The organism is Streptomyces spororaveus, assembly GCF_016755875.1.
GTDB classification, from domain to species: domain Bacteria; phylum Actinomycetota; class Actinomycetes; order Streptomycetales; family Streptomycetaceae; genus Streptomyces; species Streptomyces spororaveus.
Genome location: NZ_BNED01000005.1, coordinates 6,163,173 through 6,183,783 on the forward strand (window position 1 = coordinate 6,163,173; position 20,611 = coordinate 6,183,783).

Below are 20,611 nucleotides of genomic sequence, written 5' to 3' on the forward strand. Positions count from 1 at the left end.
CCGGGGCTCCGGGACAGGTTCCCTCCGGCCGGCAGCTCGCCTCGTACGAGTGGAGGGGAAGATCACAGATGCCGGCCAAGCAGATGCTGCCGGGGCGGCGGCCGTCCGCCGTGAAGGCGCAGGGCCGCAAACGCCCTGCGGTGAGTTCGAAGCGGCCCGCCGGGCGCGGGCCGCTGGCCCGGTTCCGGAACACCCAGCGGCAGTTGCAGAAGGCCTGGGACCGCCCGCTCACCGCCTACTACCTGATTTTCGGCAGTTCCCTGCTCATCACCGTGCTCGGTCTGGTGATGGTGTACTCGGCCTCGATGATCAAGGCCCTCCAGCTCGGCCTCGGCGACGCGTACTTCTTCAAGAAGCAGTTCCTGGCCGCCCTCATCGGCGGCGTCCTCCTGCTGGCCGCCTCCCGGATGCCGGTCAAACTGCACCGGGCGCTGTCCTATCCCGTGCTCGCCGGCACGCTCTTCCTGATGGTCCTGGTCCAGGTGCCGGGGATAGGCGTCGCGATCAACGGCAACCAGAATTGGATCTCCCTTGGCGGTCCGTTCATGCTGCAGCCCAGTGAGTTCGGCAAGCTGGCACTGATCCTGTGGGGCGCCGACCTGCTGGCACGCAAGGGCGACAAGGGGCTGCTGAGCCAGTGGAAGCACCTGCTGGTGCCGCTGGTACCGGTGGCCTTCCTGCTGCTCGGGCTGATCATGCTGGGCGGCGACATGGGCACCGCGATGATCCTTGGCGCCATCCTGTTCGGTCTGCTCTGGCTGGCCGGGGCCCCGACCCGGATGTTCGTCGGGGTGCTCGTCTTCGCGGGTGCGATCGTCGCACTGCTCATCAAGACGAGCCCGCACCGGATGGACCGACTGGAATGTCTCGGTGCGACAGAACCGGGCAAGAACGACCTTTGCTGGCAGGCCGTTCACGGGATCTACGCCCTCGCCTCGGGCGGATGGTTCGGTTCCGGCCTCGGTGCAAGTGTGGAAAAATGGGGGCAACTACCCGAAGCCCACACCGACTTCATCTTCGCCATCACCGGGGAGGAACTGGGTCTGGCGGGGACGCTGTCGGTGCTCGCCCTGTTCGCGGCTCTAGGCTATGCGGGTATCCGCGTGGCCGGACGCACGGAGGATTCCTTCGTACGGTTTGCCGCGGGAGGCGTGACCACCTGGATCACGGCCCAGGCCGTGATCAACATCGGTGCGGTGCTCGGCCTGCTGCCGATCGCCGGAGTCCCGCTCCCGCTGTTCTCCTACGGAGGGTCAGCCCTGCTGCCGACCATGTTCGCGGTCGGACTGCTCATCGCCTTCGCGCGTGAGGAGCCGGCGGCGCGCGCGGCCCTCGCGATGCGACAGCCGAAGACCGGCTGGTGGCGGACCGGGGTGAGATGGAAGTCGATGAGACGGCGCGTCAAGAAGCGTCCGTCCGGAGAGCGGTGAATTTCGGTGCATGTCGTACTCGCCGGTGGGGGGACCGCCGGCCACATCGAGCCGGCGCTCGCCCTCGCGGACGCCCTGCGCAGGCAGGACCCTTCAGTGGGCATCACCGCCCTCGGCACGGAGCGCGGACTGGAAACCCGCCTGGTGCCGGAACGCGGCTACGAGCTGGGCCTGATCCCCGCCGTTCCGCTGCCCCGCAAGCCGACCCCGGAACTGATCACCGTCCCCGGACGGCTGCGCGGCACCATCAAGGCCGCGGAGGAGATCCTCATCCGCACCAAGGCCGACTGCGTCGTCGGCTTCGGCGGTTACGTGGCCCTGCCCGGCTATCTCGCGGCCAAGCGCCTCGGGGTGCCGATCATCGTCCACGAGGCCAACGCCCGGCCCGGACTGGCCAACAAGATCGGCTCCCGGTACGCGCACGCCGTCGCGGTCTCCACCCCCGACAGCAAGCTGCGCGGCGCCCGCTACGTGGGCATCCCGCTGCGCCGCTCCATCTCCACCCTCGACCGGGCCGCGGTCCGCCCGGAGGCGCGCGCCGCCTTCGGCCTGGACCCCAACCTGCCCACGCTGCTGGTCTCCGGCGGCTCGCAGGGCGCCCGCCGCCTCAACGAGACGATCCAGCAGGTCGCACCGACCCTCCAGCGCTCCGGGATCCAGATCCTGCACGCCGTCGGGCCGAAGAACGAACTGCCGCGTGTCGACAACATGCCCGGGATGCCGCCGTATGTGCCGGTACCGTACGTGGACCGGATGGATCTCGCGTACGCCGCCGCCGACATGATGCTGTGCCGCGCGGGTGCGATGACCGTCGCCGAACTCTCCGCCGTCGGGCTCCCCGCCGCCTACGTCCCGTTGCCGATCGGCAACGGTGAACAGCGGCTCAACGCCCAGCCGGTGGTCAAGGCCGGCGGCGGCCTGCTCGTGGACGACGCGGAGCTCACGCCCGACTGGGTGCTGGGCCAGGTCCTCCCGGTGCTGTCCGACCCGCACCGCCTGTACGAGATGTCCCGGGCCGCCGGTGAGTTCGGCCGGCGGGACGCCGACGAGCTCCTGGTCGGCATGGTGTACGAGGCGATCGCGGCCCACAGGTCCCGCTGAGGCGGGTAGCGCAGACGCAGGAGGCACAGGAGTGGCCGGAGGGACGACCGCGCGGCGCGGAACACCGTTTTCTGATCGGTCCGGTCCGGCTGCCCGCAAGGGCACCGGCGCTCCCCAGCCGCCGAAGGCTCCCAAGGGCTCCAGGGCGCCCAAGGCTCCCAAGACCCCCAAGGCCCCGAAGTCAGCGCAGAGGACCGGCCCCAGGGGCCCCGGCGCACGCCTGCGCCGGGGCCCGGTGCTGGCCGCGCTCGCCGCCGCGGTGCTCCTCACCGCCGGCGGCACCTGGGTGCTCTACGGCTCCTCCTGGCTCCGCGTGGAGAAGGTGGCGGCCACCGGCATGGAGGTGCTCACCGCCGAGCAGGTCCTCGGCGCGGCGGCCGTCCCGGTCGGCGCGCCCCTGGTGAGCGTCGACACCGAGGAGATCGAGAGCCGGGTCCGCGGCCGGCTGCCCCGCGTCGATTCGGTCGACGTGGTGCGTGCCTGGCCGCACGGCATCGGTCTGAAAGTGACGGAACGCAAACCTGTCCTGCTCGTCAAAAAGGACGCCAACTTCGTGGAAGTGGACGCATCGGGTGTGCGATTCGACACGGTTCCGAAAGCACCCGCGGGTGTTCCGGTCCTCGAATTGAACGCCGGTCGATCGCCGAGCGCCCGCCGCTTCGACGAGGATCGGCTGCTGCACGAGGCCGTACTCGTCGCGGGCGCCCTCCCGCAGCCGATCGCCAGGGAAACGGTGCAGGTCAAGGTGGGTTCCTACGATTCGGTCGTGCTGGAGCTCACCAGGGGCCGGTCCGTGACGTGGGGGAGCGGTGAACAGAGCGACGCGAAGGGGCGGGCATTGAACGCTTTGTTGAAAGCCGCTCCCAAGGCCGCCCACTTCGACGTGAGCGTCCCCACCGCCCCTGCTGCGTCCGGGAGTTGACGTCCGGTCCAACAGCGGCGCACCCTGGTTGGCCAGCGATACGGGTGATCACATAGGGTGAAAAGAAAAACGGGAGGTTCGGCGTGTTCGTTGAACACGCGCTACTTGTCGACTTAGTGTCCTGTTCGGAAGAGTCCGAGGAACAGGCACACCCCTAACCCTAAACTTCAGGGTGAGGGTTCGGGTCGGCGCGTTCGGACCGTCCCTATTTCGGCATCAGTCGTCGCAACGCAGGCCCGCGAGGCGGCGACACGTAACTCGAGGCGAGAGGCCTTCGACGTGGCAGCACCGCAGAACTACCTCGCAGTCATCAAGGTCATCGGTGTCGGCGGCGGTGGTGTCAATGCCATCAACCGAATGATCGAGGTCGGTCTCAAGGGCGTCGAGTTCATCGCCATCAACACGGACGCCCAGGCGCTGTTGATGAGCGACGCCGACGTCAAGCTCGACGTCGGCCGTGAACTCACCCGTGGCCTCGGCGCCGGCGCCAACCCGGCCGTCGGTCGCAAGGCGGCAGAGGACCACCGCGAGGAGATCGAGGAGGTCCTCAAGGGGGCCGACATGGTCTTCGTCACCGCCGGTGAGGGCGGCGGCACCGGCACGGGCGGCGCACCTGTCGTCGCCAACATCGCGCGCTCGCTGGGCGCCCTGACGATCGGTGTGGTCACCCGGCCGTTCACCTTCGAGGGCCGGCGCCGCGCGAACCAGGCGGAGGACGGCATCGCCGAGCTCCGCGAAGAGGTCGACACCCTCATCGTCATCCCCAACGACCGACTGCTGTCCATCTCGGACCGCCAGGTCAGCGTGCTCGACGCCTTCAAGTCGGCCGACCAGGTCCTGCTCTCGGGCGTTCAGGGCATCACCGACCTCATCACCACCCCGGGTCTGATCAACCTCGACTTCGCCGACGTCAAGTCCGTGATGTCCGAGGCCGGCTCGGCCCTGATGGGCATCGGCTCCGCCCGCGGCGACGACCGCGCGGTGGCCGCCGCGGAGATGGCGATCTCCTCGCCGCTCCTGGAGGCGTCCATCGACGGCGCCCGTGGCGTGCTGCTCTCCATCTCCGGTGGCTCGGACCTCGGTCTCTTCGAGATCAACGAGGCCGCGCAGCTGGTCAGCGAGGCCGCGCACCCCGAGGCGAACATCATCTTCGGCGCCGTCATCGACGACGCGCTCGGCGACGAGGTACGGGTGACCGTCATCGCGGCCGGGTTCGACGGCGGACAGCCTCCGGCCCGCCGGGACAACGTCATCGGTGCCGCGTCCACCAAGCGCGAGGAGCCGGCCCCGGCTCCGGTCCGCGCCGCCGAGCCGGCCCGCCCGGCCTTCGGCGGACTGGGCTCGGTCACCCCGCGCGAGGAGCCCCCGGCTCCGGTCGAGCCGGCTCCGGTCGAGGTCCAGGCCCCCGCGCCGCAGGTCCCCACGGCCCGGCCGTACCAGGACAGCCCGGCCGAAGAGCTGGATGTCCCGGACTTCTTGAAGTGACACCAGAGCAGCATCACGTGGGCGGCGCCCACTTCGCCTTCACCGACCGGTGGGGCGGAGTGAGCGCCGTTCCGTACGAGGAGCTCAATCTCGGCGGCGCGGTCGGAGACGACCCGGCCGCCGTTCGCGCGAACCGGGCACGGGCGGCGAAGTCCCTGGGTCTGGAGCCGGACCGGGTGGTCTGGATGAACCAGGTGCACGGCCGGGACGTGGCGGTGGTGGACGGGCCCTGGGGCGCGGATGCCGAGGTCCCCGCGGTGGACGCGGTGGTGACCGCCCGTCGGGGGCTCGCCCTCGCGGTGCTCACCGCCGACTGCACGCCGGTCCTGCTGGCGGACCCCGTCGCCGGTGTCGTGGCCGCCGCCCACGCCGGGCGGCCGGGACTGGTCGCCGGAGTGGTGCCCGCCGCCGTCGAGGCGATGGTCGCCCTCGGGGCCGATCCCGGGCGGATCGTCGCCCGTACGGGACCCGCGGTCTGCGGACACTGCTACGAGGTGCCCGCCGAGATGCGGGAGGCGGTGGCCCGGGAGGTGCCCGCCGCCCGGGCCGAGACCAGCTGGGGGACACCGGCCGTCGACGTGGTCGCCGGGGTGCACGCCCAGCTCGCCGAGGCGGGGGTGGTGCACAGCGGCCGTTCCCCGGTCTGCACACTGGAGTCGCCGGACCACTTCTCGTACCGGCGCGACCGGGTGACCGGACGCCTTGCCGGATATGTCTGGTTGACAGAGCTTTCCCGGGGGACGACCCCCGGATCGCCGGGGGAAAAGAAGAATGACGGATCGTAAGTCGGAGCTCGCCGAGAACCTGGCGCGGGTGGAGGAACGTATCTCGTCCGCCTGCGCGGCGGCAGGGCGGGAACGGGACGAGGTGACGCTCATCGTGGTCACCAAGACCTACCCCGCGAGCGACGTACGACTGCTGGCGGACCTGGGTGTCCGTCATGTTGCGGAGAATCGTGACCAGGATGCCGCCCCCAAGGCCGCGGCCTGCGCGGATCTGCCGCTCAGCTGGCACTTCGTCGGTCAGTTGCAGACGAACAAAGTCCGTTCCGTGGCGGGATACGCGCAAGTGGTGCAGTCGGTCGACCGGCCGAAGCTCGTGACCGCCCTTTCGGCGGCCGCGGTGAACGCCGGCCGGGAGCTCGGGTGCCTCGTGCAGATCGCGCTCGACGCGGAATCGGGGGAGCGCGGGGCCCGCGGCGGTGCGGCACCGGAGCAGCTCGCGGAGTTGGCGGACCTCGTGGCCGGGGCCCCGGGACTGCGCATCGACGGCCTGATGACGGTCGCTCCGCTGTCCGGCCGCTACGCGGGACGCGAACAGGCCGCTTTCGAGCGGTTGATGGAATTGTCATCCCGCGTGCGCGTGGACCATCCGGCTGCCACGATGGTGTCGGCCGGGATGAGCGCAGACCTGGAACAGGCCGTGGCGGCCGGTGCGACACATGTACGCGTCGGCACTGCGGTACTCGGCGCGAGACCCCGGCTCGGGTAACGTCGCGAAGAAAGTCGGACCACAGCAGAAAATATGGTCATTCCCGCTGATGGGCGGGCAGACCTAGTGGATCGCGGGCAGTTGGTGACATTCGTGACACAGCGGCACCTGCGACAGGGCGATCCACCACAGAGCGGAGGACTCGGAGAATGGCCGGCGCGATGCGCAAGATGGCGGTCTACCTCGGCCTCGTGGAGGACGACCGGTACGACAACCCGGGGTACGACCCCGACGACGAGTTCGAGCCCGAGCCGGAAATGGAACGGGCTCGGGAACGGGATCGCCGACAGCAGCCCGTGCACCAAGCGCCCGTACCGGATGAACCGGTACGAGTCGCACAGCCTCCGGCGCAGCGTGAACCTATCCCAATTCCGGTGGAAAGCGGACGTCCTGCGCGAATCGCCCCCGTGGCATCCATCACACCTGATCGCACGAACCTGGAGAAGAACGCCCCCGTGATCATGCCCAAGGTCGTCTCCGAGCGGGAGCCGTACCGCATCACGACGCTGCACCCCCGGACCTACAACGAGGCCCGTACCATCGGGGAACACTTCCGTGAGGGCACTCCGGTGATCATGAATCTCACGGAGATGGACGACACGGATGCGAAGCGTCTCGTGGACTTCGCCGCCGGACTCGTCTTCGGTCTGCACGGCAGCATTGAACGCGTGACACAGAAGGTGTTCCTGCTGTCGCCTGCTAACGTCGATGTCACGGCGGAGGACAAGGCCCGCATCGCGGAGGGCGGGTTCTTCAACCAAAGCTAGACCGATCCGTCAGACACGGGGCCGGGAACACAGCGGGAGCAGGGGAGAGGGAAGCGCGGGATGGGTGTCGTACTGGACGTGATCTACTTCGCCTTGGCGTGCTTCCTCGTCGTGCTGATCTTCCGCCTGGTCATGGACTACGTGTTCCAGTTCGCACGTTCCTGGACGCCCGGCAAGGCGATGGTGGTCGTACTGGAGGCCACCTACAGCGTCACCGATCCACCACTCAAGCTTCTTCGGCGGGTCATTCCGCCGTTGCGTCTCGGGGGCGTGGCACTCGACCTGTCCTTCTTCGTTCTGATGATCATCGTTTACATCCTCATCAGTTTCGTGCGCACCGCTGCGAGCGGCTTGTGAACGATGTGCTTCCCCGCGGGCGCGGGGACAGTCCCGATACGGTCTTGCCGACTGCCGACGACTACGTAGAGGTGAAGAAGACATGCCGCTGACTCCCGAGGACGTGCGGAACAAGCAGTTCACGACCGTCCGCCTCCGAGAAGGCTATGACGAGGACGAGGTCGATGCCTTCCTCGACGAGGTCGAGTCCGAACTGACGCGCCTGCTGCGCGAGAACGAGGACCTGCGCGCCAAGCTGGCCGCCGCCACGCGTGCCGCCGCGCAGAACCAGCAGCAGCAGGGCATGCGCAAGCCGGAACCCCAGGACCAGCGAGGCCCCGGCGCCCCCGTGCCCGCGGCCATATCCGGCCCGCCGCAGCAGCAGCAGCAGATGGGCCCCCCGCAGCTTCCGGGCGGCGCCCCGCAGCTTCCGCCGGGCCCCGGCGGCCAGGGCCAGCAGGGCCCCGGCCCGATGGGCGGCCCCATGGGCGGTCCCATGCAGCAGCACCCCATGGGTGGACCGCAGGGCATGCAGCAGCAGCCCATGGGCGGCCCCCAGGGCATGCAGCAGCAGTCGATGGGCGGCCAGAACCCGCTCGGCCAGCAGATGCAGCCCATGGGCCAGCAGATGCAGCCGATGGGGCAGCAGATGCAGCCCATGGGTCAGCCGATGCACCAGCAGCAGCCGCAGCTTCCGCAGCAGGGCCCCGGTGGCGACAGCGCCGCCCGCGTCCTGTCGCTGGCGCAGCAGACCGCCGACCAGGCGATCGCGGAGGCCCGCTCCGAGGCCAACAAGATCGTCGGCGAGGCCCGGTCGCGCGCCGAGGGCCTGGAGCGGGACGCCCGCGCCAAGGCCGACGCGCTGGAGCGGGACGCCCAGGAGAAGCACCGCGTCGCGATGGGCTCCCTGGAGTCCGCCCGCGCCACGCTGGAGCGCAAGGTCGAGGACCTGCGGGGCTTCGAGCGTGAGTACCGTACGCGTCTGAAGTCCTACCTGGAGTCGCAGCTGCGCCAGCTGGAGACCCAGGCCGACGACTCCCTGGCCCCGCCGCGGAACCCGGCCGGTCCCGCGCTGCCGCCGTCGCCGTCGCCCTCGATGGCTCCGGCCGGTGCGATGGGCCACTCCATGGGCGGTCCCTCGATGGGTGGCCCGTCCCCCATGGGCGGTCCCTCCCCGATGGGTGCCCCGTCCTACGGCGGCAACCAGCAGCAGATGTCCCCGGCCATGACCCAGCCGATGGCTCCGGTCCGGCCGGCTGCGCCGCAGCCGATGCAGGCGCCGTCGCCGATGCGGGGCTTCCTGATCGACGAGGACGACAACTAGGCGCCGCCGCCGATTCTGCGGTCGGCAGCCGCGCACTACGGGCCGGGCCCGAGGTTCTACGGAACCTCGGGCCCGGCCCGTTTCCGTACCCGGCCGCGCCGCCGTTGCGGGGGCTCCGCCCCCGAGCCCCCGCGCCTCAAACGCCGGCGGGGCTGGAAGAGCGGGGCGGAGCCCCGGGACACGGCGGGGCAGACGAAAGCGGCCCGTCCCCCCACCCGGGAGGGGACGGGCCGCTCGGGCCGCGGGTTACGCCTTGCGGAGGCGGAACGTCAGGCCGAGGGCCTCGTCGGTGAACGGGTCACCGTAGGCGTCGTCGGCGTCGCCGGACGCGAAGTCCGTCGCCAGGACCTCGTCCGCGATCAGACCCGCGTGGTCCGTCAGGGCCGTGACGACCTCCGGGTCCGCGGAGGACCAGCGGAGCGCGATGCGGTCGGCCACATCGAGGCCCGAGTTCTTCCGGGCCTCCTGGATCAGCCGGATCGCGTCACGCGCCAGACCCGCCAGCCGCAGCTCCGGGGTGATCTCCAGGTCCAGGGCGACCGTCGCGCCCGAGTCGGACGCCACCGACCAGCCCTCGCGCGGGGTCTCCGTGATGATGACCTCCTCCGGCGAGAGGGAGATCTCCTCACCGTTCAGCGAGATCACCGCGGAGCCGGTCCGCAGGGCCAGCGACAGCGCCGCCGCGTCGGCCGCGGCCACCGCCTTCGCCACGTCCTGGACGCCCTTGCCGAAGCGCTTGCCCAGCGCCCGGAAGTTCGCCTTCGCCGTGGTGTCCACCAGGGACCCGCCGACCTCGGACAGGGAGGCCAGGGAGGAGACGTTCAGCTCCTCCGTGATCTGGGACTGCAGCTCGGCGGAGAGCGCGTCGAAGCCCACCGCGCCGACCAGTGCCCGGGAGAGCGGCTGGCGGGTCTTCACGCCCGATTCCGCGCGGGTGGCACGGCCGAGCTCCACCAGGCGGCGGACCAGCTGCATCTGCTGCGACAGCGTCGGGTCGATCGCCGCCGTGTCCGCGACCGGCCACGTGGACAGGTGCACGGACTCCGGGGACTCCGGGGTGACCGGGACGATCATGTCCTGCCAGACCCGCTCCGAGATGAACGGGGTGAGCGGGGCCATCAGGCGGGTGACCGTCTCCACGACCTCGTGCAGCGTCCGCAGCGCGGCCGCGTCGCCCTGCCAGAAGCGGCGGCGCGAGCGGCGCACGTACCAGTTCGACAGGTCGTCCACGAAGGAGGACAGCAGCTTGCCCGCGCGCTGGGTGTCGTACGCCTCCATCGCCTCGGTGACCTCGGCGACGAGGGCGTGCAGCTCCGAGAGCAGCCAGCGGTCCAGGACCGTGCGGTCCGAGGGGGCCGGGTCGGAGGCGGAGGGCGCCCAGTTCGACGTGCGGGCGTACAGGGCCTGGAAGGCGACCGTGTTCCAGTACGTGAGGAGCGTCTTGCGGACGACCTCCTGGATCGTGCCGTGGCCCACGCGCCGCGCCGCCCACGGGGAGCCGCCGGCCGCCATGAACCAGCGCACCGCGTCCGCGCCGTGCTGGTCCATGAGCGCGATCGGCTCCAGGGTGTTGCCCAGGTGCTTGGACATCTTGCGGCCGTCCTCGGCGAGGATGTGGCCCAGGCAGACCACGTTCTCGTACGAGGACTTGTCGAAGACGAGGGTGCCGACCGCCATCAGCGTGTAGAACCAGCCGCGGGTCTGGTCGATGGCCTCCGAGATGAACTGCGCCGGGTAGCGCTTCTCGAAGATCTCCTTGTTCTTGTGCGGGTAGCCCCACTGCGCGAACGGCATCGAGCCCGAGTCGTACCAGGCGTCGATGACCTCCGGCACGCGGACCGCTTCGAGCGAGCAGCCCTCGTGCGTGCAGGCGAAGGTGACCTCGTCGATGTACGGGCGGTGCGGGTCCAGGCCGGAGAGGTCCGTGCCCGTCAGCTCGCCCAGCTCCGCGCGCGAGCCCACGCAGGTGAGGTGGTTCTCCTCACAGCGCCAGATCGGCAGCGGGGTGCCCCAGTAGCGGTTGCGGGAGAGCGCCCAGTCGATGTTGTTGTTCAGCCAGTCGCCGAAGCGGCCCTGCTTGACCGAGTCCGGGAACCAGTTCGTCTTCTCGTTCTCCCGCAGCATCGCGTCCTTGACGGCGGTGGTGCGGATGTACCAGGACGGCTGCGCGTAGTAGAGCAGGGCCGTGTGGCAGCGCCAGCAGTGCGGGTAGCTGTGCTCGTAGGCGATGTGCTTGAAGAGCCGGCCGCGCGCGTCGAGGTCGGCGGTCAGCTTCTCGTCGGCCTTCTTGAAGAAGACGCCGCCGACCAGCGGGACCTCCTCCTCGAAGGTGCCGTCGGGGCGGACCGGGTTCACGACGGGCAGGCCGTACGCGCGGCAGACCGCGAGGTCGTCGGCGCCGAAGGCGGGGGACTGGTGGACCAGACCGGTGCCGTCCTCGGTCGTGACGTACTCGGCGTTCACGACGTAGTGGGCCGGAGCCGGGAACTCGACGAGGTCGAAGGGGCGCTCGTACGTCCAGCGCTCCATCTCCTTGCCCGTGAAGGTCTGGCCGGTGGCCTCCCAGCCCTCACCGAGGGACTTCTCCAGCAGCGGCTGGGCGACGACCAGCTTCTCCTCGCCATTGGTCGCGACGACGTACGTGACATCGGGGTGCGCGGCGACCGCGGTGTTCGAGACCAGGGTCCACGGGGTCGTCGTCCACACCAGCAGGGCCGCCTCGCCCGCGAGCGGGCCGGAGGTCAGCGGGAAGCGGACGTAGACCGACGGGTCGACGACCGTCTCGTAGCCCTGGGCCAGCTCGTGGTCGGAGAGGCCGGTGCCGCAGCGGGGGCACCAGGGGGCGACGCGGTGGTCCTGGGTGAGCAGACCCTTGTTGAAGATCTCCTTCAGCGACCACCACACGGACTCGACGTACTCCGGGTCCATGGTCCGGTAGGCGTCGTCCAGGTCGACCCAGTAGCCCATCCGGGTCGTGAGCTCGGTGAACGCGTCGGTGTGGCGGGTCACGGACTCGCGGCACTTGGCGTTGAACTCGGCGATGCCGTACGCCTCGATGTCCTGCTTGCCGTTGAAGCCGAGCTCCTTCTCGACGGCGAGCTCGACGGGCAGGCCGTGGCAGTCCCAGCCGGCCTTGCGGGCCACGTGGTAGCCGCGCATGGTGCGGAAGCGGGGGAAGACGTCCTTGAAGACGCGGGCCTCGATGTGGTGCGCGCCGGGCATGCCGTTCGCGGTGGGCGGGCCCTCGTAGAAGACCCATTCGGGGCGGCCCTCGGACTGCTCCAGGGTCTTGGCGAAGGTCTTGCTCTCGCGCCAGAAGTCGAGGACGGCGTGCTCAAGGGCAGGCAGGTCGACCTGGGCGGGTACCGGGCGGTACTGCGGCGGTGTGGTCATGAGGCTGAACTCTTCCTCCGGCGGGGTGTCAATTCCGTCCGGAGGGACGAGAGCGCTGCTGCTCCCGCGGTACCACCCTCCTTGGCCGCCGGACGGATCCGGTGGCCCCCTCATTGGGGCGCGAAGCCGGTTCTACTCGCCGTACGGGTGTCCCGTGCGGGCTTTCTTCCGGCGGCTCAGGGGTGATCCTTCACATCGCGCTCGCCCCCGGGCTCTCACCGTCCCCGGGTCGCTCCTGGCTGCGTACGACGCTACTCGTCCCCGTCCATGCCTTTCGCTGGGCCCAGTGTACGGGCCCGGGGGGCGCACGGCAGACCGGTTTACGGGGGCCCGTGCGGGGCCCGCCGGCCCGGCGTGGCGGGGCCGCGCGGAGGGTCCGCGCGCGACCCCGGCGTGCCCCCGGCGTGACCCGAATGGGCCCGCGGTGCCGCCCCCGACTCGGGTGGGGCGGGAGTGGCGGATTACCGGGGCTCCTGATGGGCACAACGGATGCAGGTTGACCTCGACGGATGCGTGCCCCGTTGCCGCGGGGCCGGTGTCGATTTATCGTTCCGGCACGATTCGCGAGCAAAGATCACAGTATGTGAAGGGGCCGCGGCCATGGTGGCGAAGAAGACCGCCGGGAGTACTGCCAAGAAGGCCGTCGGGAAGGCCGCCGGGAAGGCGGCGGTCTCCGAGGACGCGGTCCCCGCCAAGAAGGCGACCGCTGCCCGTAAGACCGCTGCCGGCGCGCACGCTCCGGACGGGAAGGCGACCGCCGTCACGAAGACGACCGTCGAGAAGCGGACGGGCACGGCCAAGAAGGCCGTGGCCGAGGGGGCGGCACATGCCGCGAAGAAGACGGGAGTCCGGAAAGTGGTTGCCAAGAAGAGCGCAGGTACGGCGAGGAAGACGGCTGCGGCCGCCACCAGCGGGCTCCCCAAGGCGCGGACCACGGCGGCCCTGGCCCCCGGCGAGCTCGCCGTACGGCCCGGGGAGGACCCCTGGACCCCCAAGGAGGTCGAGGACGCCCGTGCCGAGCTCCTGTCCGAGGTGCTGCGGCTGCGGGCCGAGCTCGACGCCTCCGAGGCGGCGATCTCCGGCCTGATGCGGGACTCCGGGGACGGTGCGGGCGACGACCAGGCCGACACGGGCACCAAGAACATCACCCGGGAGTCCGAGCTGGCGCTGGCCGCGAACGCCACCTCGATGCTGGAACAGACCGAGCGGGCCCTGGAGCGGCTGGAGGCGGGCACGTACGGGCTCTGCGAGAACTGCGGGCAGCCCATCGGCAAGGCGCGGATGCAGGCCTTCCCGCGGGCCACGCTGTGCGTGGACTGCAAGCAGAAGCAGGAGCGGCGGCACTGAGGGCACCACCCGGGAGGTCGGGGAGGTGGGGCAGGCGCCGAGCGGGGGCCCTGACGTACCCTCGTGTTCCGTCAGGGTCCAGGAGGAGCCTGGTTCGAGCTAGTTCGAGGGACTCACGTGGCAGAGGCGGAGCGCATCATCGGTACGCCGGAGGTCGGGGACGAAGCCCAGCCTGAGTCCGCCGGGCCCAAGGGGCGCCGTCGGATCACGGCTCTGCTCGTCGTGGCGGTGCTCGCCTACCTGCTGGACCTCGGCAGCAAGATGCTGGTCGTGGCGAAGCTGGAGCACCAGCCGCCGATCGAGATCATCGGTGAGCTGCTGAAATTCGAGGCGGTCCGCAACCCGGGCGCCGCCTTCGGCTTCGGCGAGGCCTTCACCATCATCTTCACCTGCATCGCGGCCTCGGTGATCGTGGTGATCGTGCGGCTGGCCCGCAAGCTCTACAGCCTGCCGTGGGCGATCGCCCTGGGCCTGCTGCTCGGCGGCGCGCTGGGCAACCTGACCGACCGGATCTTCCGTGCGCCGGGTGTGTTCCGGGGCGCGGTCGTCGACTTCATCGCGCCCGCCCATTTCGCCGTCTTCAACCTCGCGGACTCGGCGATCGTGTGCGGCGGCATCCTGATCGTCCTGCTGTCCTTCAAGGGCCTGGACCCGGACGGGACCGTCCACAAGGACTGATCGCGGGACGGCTCGACCGCCCCGTCCTGCATACTCGACGGGTGAGTACGATTCCCGAGATCCGCACCCTGCCCGTTCCCGATGGCCTTGAGGGCGAGCGCGTCGACGCCGCCATCGCCCGTATGTTCGGTTTTTCCCGGACGAAGGCGGCCGATCTCGCGGCCGCGGGAAAGGTGTCGGTCGACGGCAGTGTCGTCGGGAAGTCCGAGCGTGTGCACGGTGGCGCCTGGCTCGAAGTCGAGATGCCCGAGCCGCCGCGGCCGGTCGAGCTCGTCGCCGAGCCGGTCCCGGGCATGGAGATCATCCATGACGACGACGACATCGTCGTCATCATGAAGCCGGTCGGCGTCGCCGCCCACCCGAGCCCCGGCTGGACCGGTACCACCGTCATCGGCGGCCTCGCCGCGGCCGGCTACCGCATCTCCACCTCCGGCGCCTCCGAGCGCCAGGGCATCGTCCACCGCCTCGACGTCGGCACGTCCGGCCTGATGGCCGTCGCGAAGTCGGAGCGCGCCTACACCTCGCTGAAGAACCAGTTCCGCGAGCGGGTCGTGGACAAGCGCTACCACGCGCTGGTGCAGGGCCACCCGGACCCGATGAGCGGCACGATCGACGCGCCGATCGGCCGCCACCCCAGCGCGGACTACAAGTGGGCGGTGATCCAGGACGGCAAGGCGTCCGTCACCCACTACGACCTGATCGAGGCCTTCCGTGCCGCCTCGCTGCTGGACATCAAGCTGGAGACCGGCCGTACGCACCAGATCCGCGTGCACATGTCGGCGCACCGGCACCCGTGCGTCGGCGACCTGACCTACGGCGCCGACCCGACCGTCGCCAAGCGGCTCGGCCTCACCCGGCAGTGGCTGCACGCGGTGCGCCTCGGCTTCGAGCACCCGTCGGACGGGCAGTGGGTCGAGTTCGAGAGCACCTACCCGGCGGACCTCCAGCACGCGCTGGACGTGATCCGGGCGGAGAGCGAGTGACCTCGCCGGCCGGGGGCGCGGTCGAGGTCCGCGTCGCCGCCTCGGAGGAGGACCTGAAGTCCTGCTTCGCGGTGCGGTCCGAGGTCTTCGTGGTCGAGCAGTCGGTACCGGAGTCGATCGAGTACGACGCGTACGACGCGGACGCGGTGCACGTCCTGGCCGTGGACGCGCAGGGGGTGCCGCTGGGCACGGGCCGGCTGCTGTACGGGCCGGCCGCCCTGGGCAAGACGGGCGACCCGACGGTCGGCTCGCTGGGCCGGCTGGCCGTCACCAAGGCCGCGCGCGGACTGGGCGTGGGTGTGGCGCTGGTCCGCGCGATCGAGGCGGAGGCCGGGCGGCGGGGTCTGACGGCGGTCGACCTGGGCGCGCAGACGCATGCGCTGGGCTTCTACGAGCGGCTCGGGTACGTGGCCTACGGCCCGGAGTTCCAGGACGCGGGCATCCCGCACCGCGCGATGCGACGTCCCCTCCCGTAGCCGGAACGCCGCGGCGCGGGCGCGGAGCGCCGTAGGGGTCGGGGCGGAGCCCCGACACGGCCCCCGACCCGCACCGCCAAGCGCAGCGGACTGGCAGGGTGGGGGAGTGGATCAGCTTGCTCTGCTGTTCGTGCTCCTGCTCGGGGCCGTGGTCACGGTGCCGCTCGGGGACCGGCTCGGACTGCCCGCGCCCGTCCTGATGACCATCGGCGGGGTGATCCTCGCCCTGGTGCCGGCCGTGCCGAACGTCGAGATCCCGCCCGAGTTCATCCTGCCGCTGGTGCTGCCGCCGCTGCTGTACGCCTCCGTGCAGCGCACGTCCTGGCGGCAGTTCGCCGCCAATGTCCGGCCCATCCTGCTGCTGGCCGTGGCCCTGGTGTTCGTCACCACCGCCGCCGTGGCCGCCGTCGCCAACGCCGTCGTGCCCGGGCTGCCGATCGCCGCCGCCCTCGCCCTCGGCGCGCTCGTCGCCCCGCCCGACCCGGTGGCCGCCACGGCCGTCGCCGGATCGCTCGGGCTGCCCCGCCGCATGGTGTCGATCCTGGAGGGCGAGGGCCTGTTCAACGACGTGACGGCGATCGTGCTCTACCACGTCGCCGTCGGCGCCGTCGTGAGCGGCAGCTTCTCCTGGCCCGACGCGCTCGGGGAGTTCGTGCTCTCCGCCGTGGTGGCCGTGGCCGTCGGGCTCGGGCTCGGCTGGATCGCCAACCGGCTCATGGGCCGGCTCGGCGACGCCACCCTGCAGATCGGGCTGACGCTGCTGGTGCCGTTCGTCGCGTACGTCGTCGCCGAGGAGCTCCAGGGGTCGGGCGTGCTGGCCGTGCTGACGACGGCCCTGTTCCTCGCCGAGTACGCGAGCGACGCCGACGACGTGCTGGGGCGCCTCGCCGGGCACACCTTCTGGGAGGTCGTCGACATGCTGGTCACCGGCGTGGCCTTCGGCCTGATCGGGCTGGAGCTGCACAACGTGTTCGGCACGGCCGAGGACCGCGTGTGGGAGATGGCCGGGTGGGCGGCGATCGTGGTCGCCGTGGTCATCGGCGTCCGGCTGCTGTGGCTGCTGCCGGCCGGCTGGCTCGCCCAGCGGCTGCACAAGCGGCGCGACTACGACGAAGAGATCCCGATGAGCTGGCGGGAGAGCGTGGTGATGTGGTGGGCCGGGATGCGCGGGGTGGCCTCGGTGGCCCTGGCCCTGGCCATTCCGCTGCGGACGGACGCCGGTGAGCCCTTTCCCGGGCGGGACCAGATCATCTTCATCGCGTTCGCGGTGATCATGACGACCCTGGTGTGCCAGGGGCTGACCCTGCCGTGGCTGGTGCGCCGGCTGGGGGTGGAGGCCGACACGGACGCCGACCGGGATGCGGAGCGGCGGCTGGCGATCCGCGCCGCCAAGGCCGCGAAGCGGCGCCTGAAGGAGATCGAGGACACGGAGGATCTGCCGGAGGACCTGGTCGAGCAGCTGTACCGGCGCGCGTACGACGTGGGGGCCAGGATCAGCCCCGACATGGTGGACGAGGAGCGGCGCGAGGCCTACGCGAAGCGGGTGGAGCGGCTCCACAGCATCCAGCGGATCCAGCGGGAGATGATGTCGGCCGCCCGCCACGAGGTCCTGTCCGCCCGCAGCGAGCCCGGCTCCGACCCGGAGGTCGTGGACCGCGTACTGCGCCATCTCGACGTACGCAGCCTGCGGACACCCTAGGGTCGCGCCTCGGCGGGCCGGGTCACGAGGTGTTCCAGGCCGCGGAGGAAGCGGACGTACGGGGACCAGCGGGCCGGGCGGGCGATCGTGCCCGTGCAGGCCAGTTCGGCGCGGTCCAGGCTGTCCTCCAGGCAGGCGTCGTGCCCCTGGCGGAAGGCCAGCGGCCAGGTGATGCGGCTGAGGCCGCTGAGGTTCATCGCCAGGGTGTGGCGCAGCACGGTGCGCTCGGCGTCGAGGGGCAGCGCGGTGTACTCGTGGAAGCCGTGGAACCCCCGGGGTCCGGTGAAGGTGAACCGCACCCAGGTCCCCGGCACGTAGGCGGCCACCGTGTAGCGCACCGGTCCGTGTCCGCCCGCCGCTCCGACCCCGAGGGGGCGGTCGAACTCCATCTCCTCCCACAGGTGGCGGGGCCACAGCCGGTCGCCCTCCCCGTCGGCCAGCGTGTCGATCAGTGCGCCGACCTCGCTCTCCTTCGCCGCGATCACGCGCTCGTGCACGTTGTAGACGCCCATGGAGGGTCCTCCCCATCGCATTATTAGAGAGGGGTCTCTAATAATCTGGAGGGTACTCTCTGATTCATGGCGAGACCACCCCGCTTCGACACCGACCAGATCCTCGACGCCGCCGTCCGGCTGGCCGCCTCCGCCGGGCCGGGCGGCGTGACCATGTCCGCCGTGGCCCAGGCGATCGGTGCGCCCAGCGGCTCCATGTACCACCGCTTCGCCGGGCGCAGCGCTCTGCTCGCCGAGGTGTGGCTGCGCAGTGTGGAGCGCTTCCAGGAGGGCTACTTCGCCAGCCTGCACAGCGACACCGACCCCCGCCGGGCCGCCCGTGCGGCCGCCCGGCACGTCGTGGAGTGGAGCCGCGCCCACCCCGAGGAGGCCGCCCTCCTGCTCTACGGCCCGTGGGAGTTCGGCCGTGCCGGCTGGTCCGAGGAGCACACCGGCCGGGCCGATGCCGGCAATCAGCGGGTGTACGCCGCCATCGGCACCCTCGCCGCCGCGCTCGGCGCGACCGGGCCCCAGGACCGCGACCGCGTCACCCTGGCCCTGATCGACCTCCCGCTCTCGGTCGTCCGCCGCCACCTGCGCGCCGGCGGCCCGCTGCCACCGCACGCCGAGGACCTCGCCGAGGAGTGCGCGGCCGCGCTCCTTTAGAGGGCCTCCGCGGCCGGGGTCGTCGGCGTCCTTCCCCGTGACCACCGCGCGGACCCGGACCGCGCGCGGTGTGGTGTCCGTCACGGCCGGCCCGCCGCCGCGCGACCGGTTCTCGTACGGCCTGCTCGTGAAATAGGACACAGGCATCGGATGCGCCGCCGATGACCGGGACGGGGCGCAGGACGCCGCGGGCAGCCCGTCCTCGGCGGCTGGCACGATGGAGGCATGAACATCGTGCTTTTCCATTCGACGTACGGGCTGCGGCCCGCGGTGCACGCGGCGGCCGACCGGCTGCGCGCGGCCGGGCACCAGGTCCAGGTGCCGGATCTCTTCGGAGGACGCACCTTCGGGACCGTCGAGGAGGGCATGGCCCACCGGGACGAGATCGGCCGTGACGAACTGCTGAAGCGCGCGGTGCTGGCCGCCGCCCCCTACTCGGACCAGGGGCTGGTCTACGCGGGCTTCTCCTTCGGCGGTTCGGTCGCCCAGCACCTGGCGATGGCCGACGAGAAGGCGCGCGGGCTGCTGCTCCTGCACGGGACGGCGGACCTGGAGGAGGGTGCCTCGGTGGACGAGCTGCCCGTGCAGCTGCACATCGCGGACCCGGACCCCTTCGAGCCGCACGACTGGCTGACGGCCTGGTACCTGCGGATGCAGCGGGCGGGGGCCGACGTGGAGGTGCACAGCTACCCGGGCGCCGGGCACCTGTTCACCGACCCGGAGCTGGAGGACTACGACGCCGAGGCCGCCGAGCAGCTCTGGAAGGTCGCCATCGGCTTCCTCGACAGCCTGTAGGCGCGGAGAACGGCAAGGGCCCGGCCCGGCGGATGCCGGACCGGGCCCTTGCCGTTGGTCGTCAGCCCGCGCGGTAGGCGGTCCAGCTGCTCGACATGCGAGCGACCTGGCCGGCAGTGAACTGGTACATGCAGGAGTCGTACGTGTAGTCCATGAAGTTGTGGATCGGGTCCACACCGGACTTGGTGGTGCAGCTGTCGCGGCCGGTCGGGCACTCGAAGGCCGCGGTCTTCTCGGCCGGGGTGTCGGAGACGTAGTCGCCGTTGCCGTTACAGCCGCCCTGGAAGGTGTGGTAAAGCCCCATCCAGTGGCCGACCTCGTGGGTCGCGGTGTCGCCCTCGTTGTAGTTGGCCGAGGAGCCGCCCGGCAGCGAGGAGTCGAGCACGACCACGCCGTCCATCTTGGGGCTGGAGGCGTAGGACGTCGGGAAGGTCGCCCAGCCGAGCAGGCCGCCGGAGAGGTTGGCGGTGTAGAAGTTCAGCGCGCCGGGGCCGCCCTTGCGCAGGGCGTTCTTCATGTTCTTCTCGGCCGTGGAGCCGTCGGCCAGGTTGTACCAGGAGGCGTTGTCCGTGTAGTCGGTCCCGGCCAGGGTGAACTGGAAGTTCGTGTTGACGTTGCCGGTGCCCTGGCCGCCGTAGGCCGCGTTGAGGACCGCCAGCTGGTTGTTGATCTGGGTGGACGTCAGCTTTCCGGTGTTCCCGGAGTGGATCACGTGGAAGTACACCGGGATGGTCGTGGCGGCCTCGGCGGCGCGCAGGCTGCGCTGCGGCTGGTTCTTGAGGGCCTTGTCCAGCTTCGCCTGGAGGTCGGAGTCCATGGCCTTCGCCTGCGCGTCGGTGATCGCGTTGGGCTCGTCCGCGTGCTCGTCGTGGGCGCGGGCGACGCGGGCGTTCGCGGCGCCGGAGGCGGCGGGCTGCTCGGCGCAGACCTCGGCGGGGGACTTGGACGCCGCGAGCGTGGTGGGGGCCGCCAGCGGGGTGAAGGCCAGGGTTCCGGCCAGAAGCGCCGTGCCCATCAGGCGGCGGCGGAGAAGGGGGGATATGCGGGCGTTCGCGCGCACGTGTGCTCCTCGCGTGGGGGGTTGTGGTGGGGGGTGGTGGCCTGAAGATCTTCTTCAGCTGGCGCGAAGCTTATGTGTGCATGACATATTCAGGTCAAGTGGCTTACGTAAAAGATTTGTTGCTTCTCACGCACATGGGGCGCCTGGTATGTCCCAGGCGCCCCATG

General features: G+C 70.9%; 19 protein-coding genes. 16 read left to right on the forward strand and 3 right to left on the reverse strand.

The features are described 5' to 3' along the window. Positions 1-68 precede the first annotated feature (68 nt). From ftsW to Sspor_RS30320, 9 genes are all read left to right on the forward strand, one after another. Positions 69-1,430: a putative lipid II flippase FtsW gene (gene ftsW / locus Sspor_RS30280; RefSeq protein WP_202201937.1), complete on the forward strand. Its 1,362-nt coding sequence runs from the start codon at positions 69-71 to the stop codon at positions 1,428-1,430. Positions 1,431-1,436: 6 nt separating this feature from the next. Next, positions 1,437-2,531, forward strand: coding sequence for an undecaprenyldiphospho-muramoylpentapeptide beta-N-acetylglucosaminyltransferase (gene murG, locus Sspor_RS30285; protein ID WP_202201938.1), 1,095 nt, complete (start codon positions 1,437-1,439; stop codon positions 2,529-2,531). Positions 2,532-2,562: 31 nt separating this feature from the next. Next, positions 2,563-3,453: a cell division protein FtsQ/DivIB gene (locus Sspor_RS30290; protein WP_372499627.1), complete on the forward strand. Its 891-nt coding sequence runs from the start codon at positions 2,563-2,565 to the stop codon at positions 3,451-3,453. 279 nt (positions 3,454-3,732) lie between these two features. Continuing rightward, on the forward strand, positions 3,733-4,938 hold the full coding sequence (ftsZ, locus tag Sspor_RS30295) for a cell division protein FtsZ (protein WP_202201939.1): 1,206 nt from the start codon (positions 3,733-3,735) through the stop codon (positions 4,936-4,938). A gap of 17 nt (positions 4,939-4,955) precedes the next feature. Next, positions 4,956-5,723: a peptidoglycan editing factor PgeF gene (gene pgeF / locus Sspor_RS30300; RefSeq protein ID WP_237404096.1), complete on the forward strand. Its 768-nt coding sequence runs from the start codon at positions 4,956-4,958 to the stop codon at positions 5,721-5,723. After that, the gene (locus tag Sspor_RS30305; RefSeq protein ID WP_202201941.1) at positions 5,710-6,429 is read left to right on the forward strand and encodes a YggS family pyridoxal phosphate-dependent enzyme; all 720 of its coding nucleotides are present in this window, start codon (positions 5,710-5,712) and stop codon (positions 6,427-6,429) included. The genes pgeF and Sspor_RS30305 overlap by 14 nt, the downstream gene beginning before the upstream one ends. Positions 6,430-6,578: 149 nt before the next feature. Further along, complete coding sequence (locus tag Sspor_RS30310) at positions 6,579-7,196, forward strand: cell division protein SepF (RefSeq protein WP_202201942.1); 618 nt, start codon at positions 6,579-6,581, stop codon at positions 7,194-7,196. A gap of 60 nt (positions 7,197-7,256) precedes the next feature. Then, positions 7,257-7,553 (forward strand): YggT family protein, encoded by a 297-nt coding sequence (locus Sspor_RS30315; protein WP_202201943.1) that lies wholly within the window; start codon positions 7,257-7,259, stop codon positions 7,551-7,553. A gap of 82 nt (positions 7,554-7,635) precedes the next feature. Continuing rightward, positions 7,636-8,856: a DivIVA domain-containing protein gene (locus Sspor_RS30320; protein WP_202201944.1), complete on the forward strand. Its 1,221-nt coding sequence runs from the start codon at positions 7,636-7,638 to the stop codon at positions 8,854-8,856. A 246-nt stretch (positions 8,857-9,102) separates the two neighbouring features. On the opposite strand, the gene ileS is transcribed toward Sspor_RS30320, so the two are convergent. Further along, positions 9,103-12,249: an isoleucine--tRNA ligase gene (ileS, locus tag Sspor_RS30325; protein WP_202201945.1), complete on the reverse strand. Its 3,147-nt coding sequence runs from the start codon at positions 12,247-12,249 to the stop codon at positions 9,103-9,105. A 600-nt stretch (positions 12,250-12,849) separates the two neighbouring features. On the opposite strand from ileS, the gene Sspor_RS30330 reads away from it, so the two are divergent. From Sspor_RS30330 to Sspor_RS30350, 5 genes are all read left to right on the forward strand, one after another. Then, on the forward strand, positions 12,850-13,596 hold the full coding sequence (locus Sspor_RS30330) for a TraR/DksA family transcriptional regulator (protein ID WP_202201946.1): 747 nt from the start codon (positions 12,850-12,852) through the stop codon (positions 13,594-13,596). 117 nt (positions 13,597-13,713) lie between these two features. After that, positions 13,714-14,274 carry a signal peptidase II gene (gene lspA / locus Sspor_RS30335; protein WP_202201947.1) on the forward strand — a complete coding sequence of 187 codons (561 nt, stop codon included), beginning with the start codon at positions 13,714-13,716 and terminating at the stop codon, positions 14,272-14,274. Between the two features lie 41 nt (positions 14,275-14,315). Beyond that, positions 14,316-15,257, forward strand: coding sequence for an RluA family pseudouridine synthase (locus Sspor_RS30340; RefSeq protein WP_202201948.1), 942 nt, complete (start codon positions 14,316-14,318; stop codon positions 15,255-15,257). Beyond that, positions 15,254-15,733 (forward strand): GNAT family N-acetyltransferase, encoded by a 480-nt coding sequence (locus tag Sspor_RS30345; protein WP_202201949.1) that lies wholly within the window; start codon positions 15,254-15,256, stop codon positions 15,731-15,733. Before Sspor_RS30340 ends, Sspor_RS30345 begins: the two co-directional genes overlap by 4 nt. A 106-nt stretch (positions 15,734-15,839) precedes the next feature. Next, complete coding sequence (locus Sspor_RS30350; RefSeq protein WP_202201950.1) at positions 15,840-17,432, forward strand: Na+/H+ antiporter; 1,593 nt, start codon at positions 15,840-15,842, stop codon at positions 17,430-17,432. Here the strand turns inward: Sspor_RS30350 and Sspor_RS30355 are convergent. Next, the gene (locus Sspor_RS30355) at positions 17,429-17,944 is read right to left on the reverse strand and encodes an SRPBCC family protein (RefSeq protein ID WP_202201951.1); all 516 of its coding nucleotides are present in this window, start codon (positions 17,942-17,944) and stop codon (positions 17,429-17,431) included. The genes Sspor_RS30350 and Sspor_RS30355 overlap by 4 nt on opposite strands. 66 nt (positions 17,945-18,010) lie before the next feature. On the opposite strand from Sspor_RS30355, the gene Sspor_RS30360 reads away from it, so the two are divergent. Together Sspor_RS30360 and Sspor_RS30365 are read left to right on the forward strand one after the other, a co-directional pair. Next, positions 18,011-18,589: a TetR/AcrR family transcriptional regulator gene (locus Sspor_RS30360; RefSeq protein WP_202201952.1), complete on the forward strand. Its 579-nt coding sequence runs from the start codon at positions 18,011-18,013 to the stop codon at positions 18,587-18,589. A gap of 225 nt (positions 18,590-18,814) precedes the next feature. After that, positions 18,815-19,384: a dienelactone hydrolase family protein gene (locus tag Sspor_RS30365; RefSeq protein ID WP_202201953.1), complete on the forward strand. Its 570-nt coding sequence runs from the start codon at positions 18,815-18,817 to the stop codon at positions 19,382-19,384. Between the two features lie 61 nt (positions 19,385-19,445). Here Sspor_RS30365 and Sspor_RS30370 read toward each other — a convergent pair whose 3' ends face one another. Then, complete coding sequence (locus Sspor_RS30370) at positions 19,446-20,399, reverse strand: zinc metalloprotease (protein WP_202203962.1); 954 nt, start codon at positions 20,397-20,399, stop codon at positions 19,446-19,448. Positions 20,400-20,611: the final 212 nt, after the last annotated feature.

Bases quoted from the DNA above. Each gene is read 5' to 3' on its own strand.
- Sspor_RS30305 (WP_202201941.1), top strand. From the start codon at position 5,710: ATGACGGATCGTAAGTCGGAGCTCGCCGAGAACCTGGCGCGGGTGGAG.
- ftsW (WP_202201937.1), top strand. From the start codon at position 69: ATGCCGGCCAAGCAGATGCTGCCGGGGCGGCGGCCGTCCGCCGTGAAG.
- Sspor_RS30365 (WP_202201953.1), top strand. From the start codon at position 18,815: ATGAACATCGTGCTTTTCCATTCGACGTACGGGCTGCGGCCCGCGGTG.
- Sspor_RS30310 (WP_202201942.1), top strand. From the start codon at position 6,579: ATGGCCGGCGCGATGCGCAAGATGGCGGTCTACCTCGGCCTCGTGGAG.
- Sspor_RS30360 (WP_202201952.1), top strand. From the start codon at position 18,011: ATGGCGAGACCACCCCGCTTCGACACCGACCAGATCCTCGACGCCGCC.
- ileS (WP_202201945.1), bottom strand. From the start codon at position 12,249: ATGACCACACCGCCGCAGTACCGCCCGGTACCCGCCCAGGTCGACCTG.
- Sspor_RS30330 (WP_202201946.1), top strand. From the start codon at position 12,850: ATGGTGGCGAAGAAGACCGCCGGGAGTACTGCCAAGAAGGCCGTCGGG.
- Sspor_RS30370 (WP_202203962.1), bottom strand. From the start codon at position 20,399: ATGGGCACGGCGCTTCTGGCCGGAACCCTGGCCTTCACCCCGCTGGCG.
- Sspor_RS30315 (WP_202201943.1), top strand. From the start codon at position 7,257: ATGGGTGTCGTACTGGACGTGATCTACTTCGCCTTGGCGTGCTTCCTC.
- Sspor_RS30355 (WP_202201951.1), bottom strand. From the start codon at position 17,944: ATGGGCGTCTACAACGTGCACGAGCGCGTGATCGCGGCGAAGGAGAGC.
- Sspor_RS30320 (WP_202201944.1), top strand. From the start codon at position 7,636: ATGCCGCTGACTCCCGAGGACGTGCGGAACAAGCAGTTCACGACCGTC.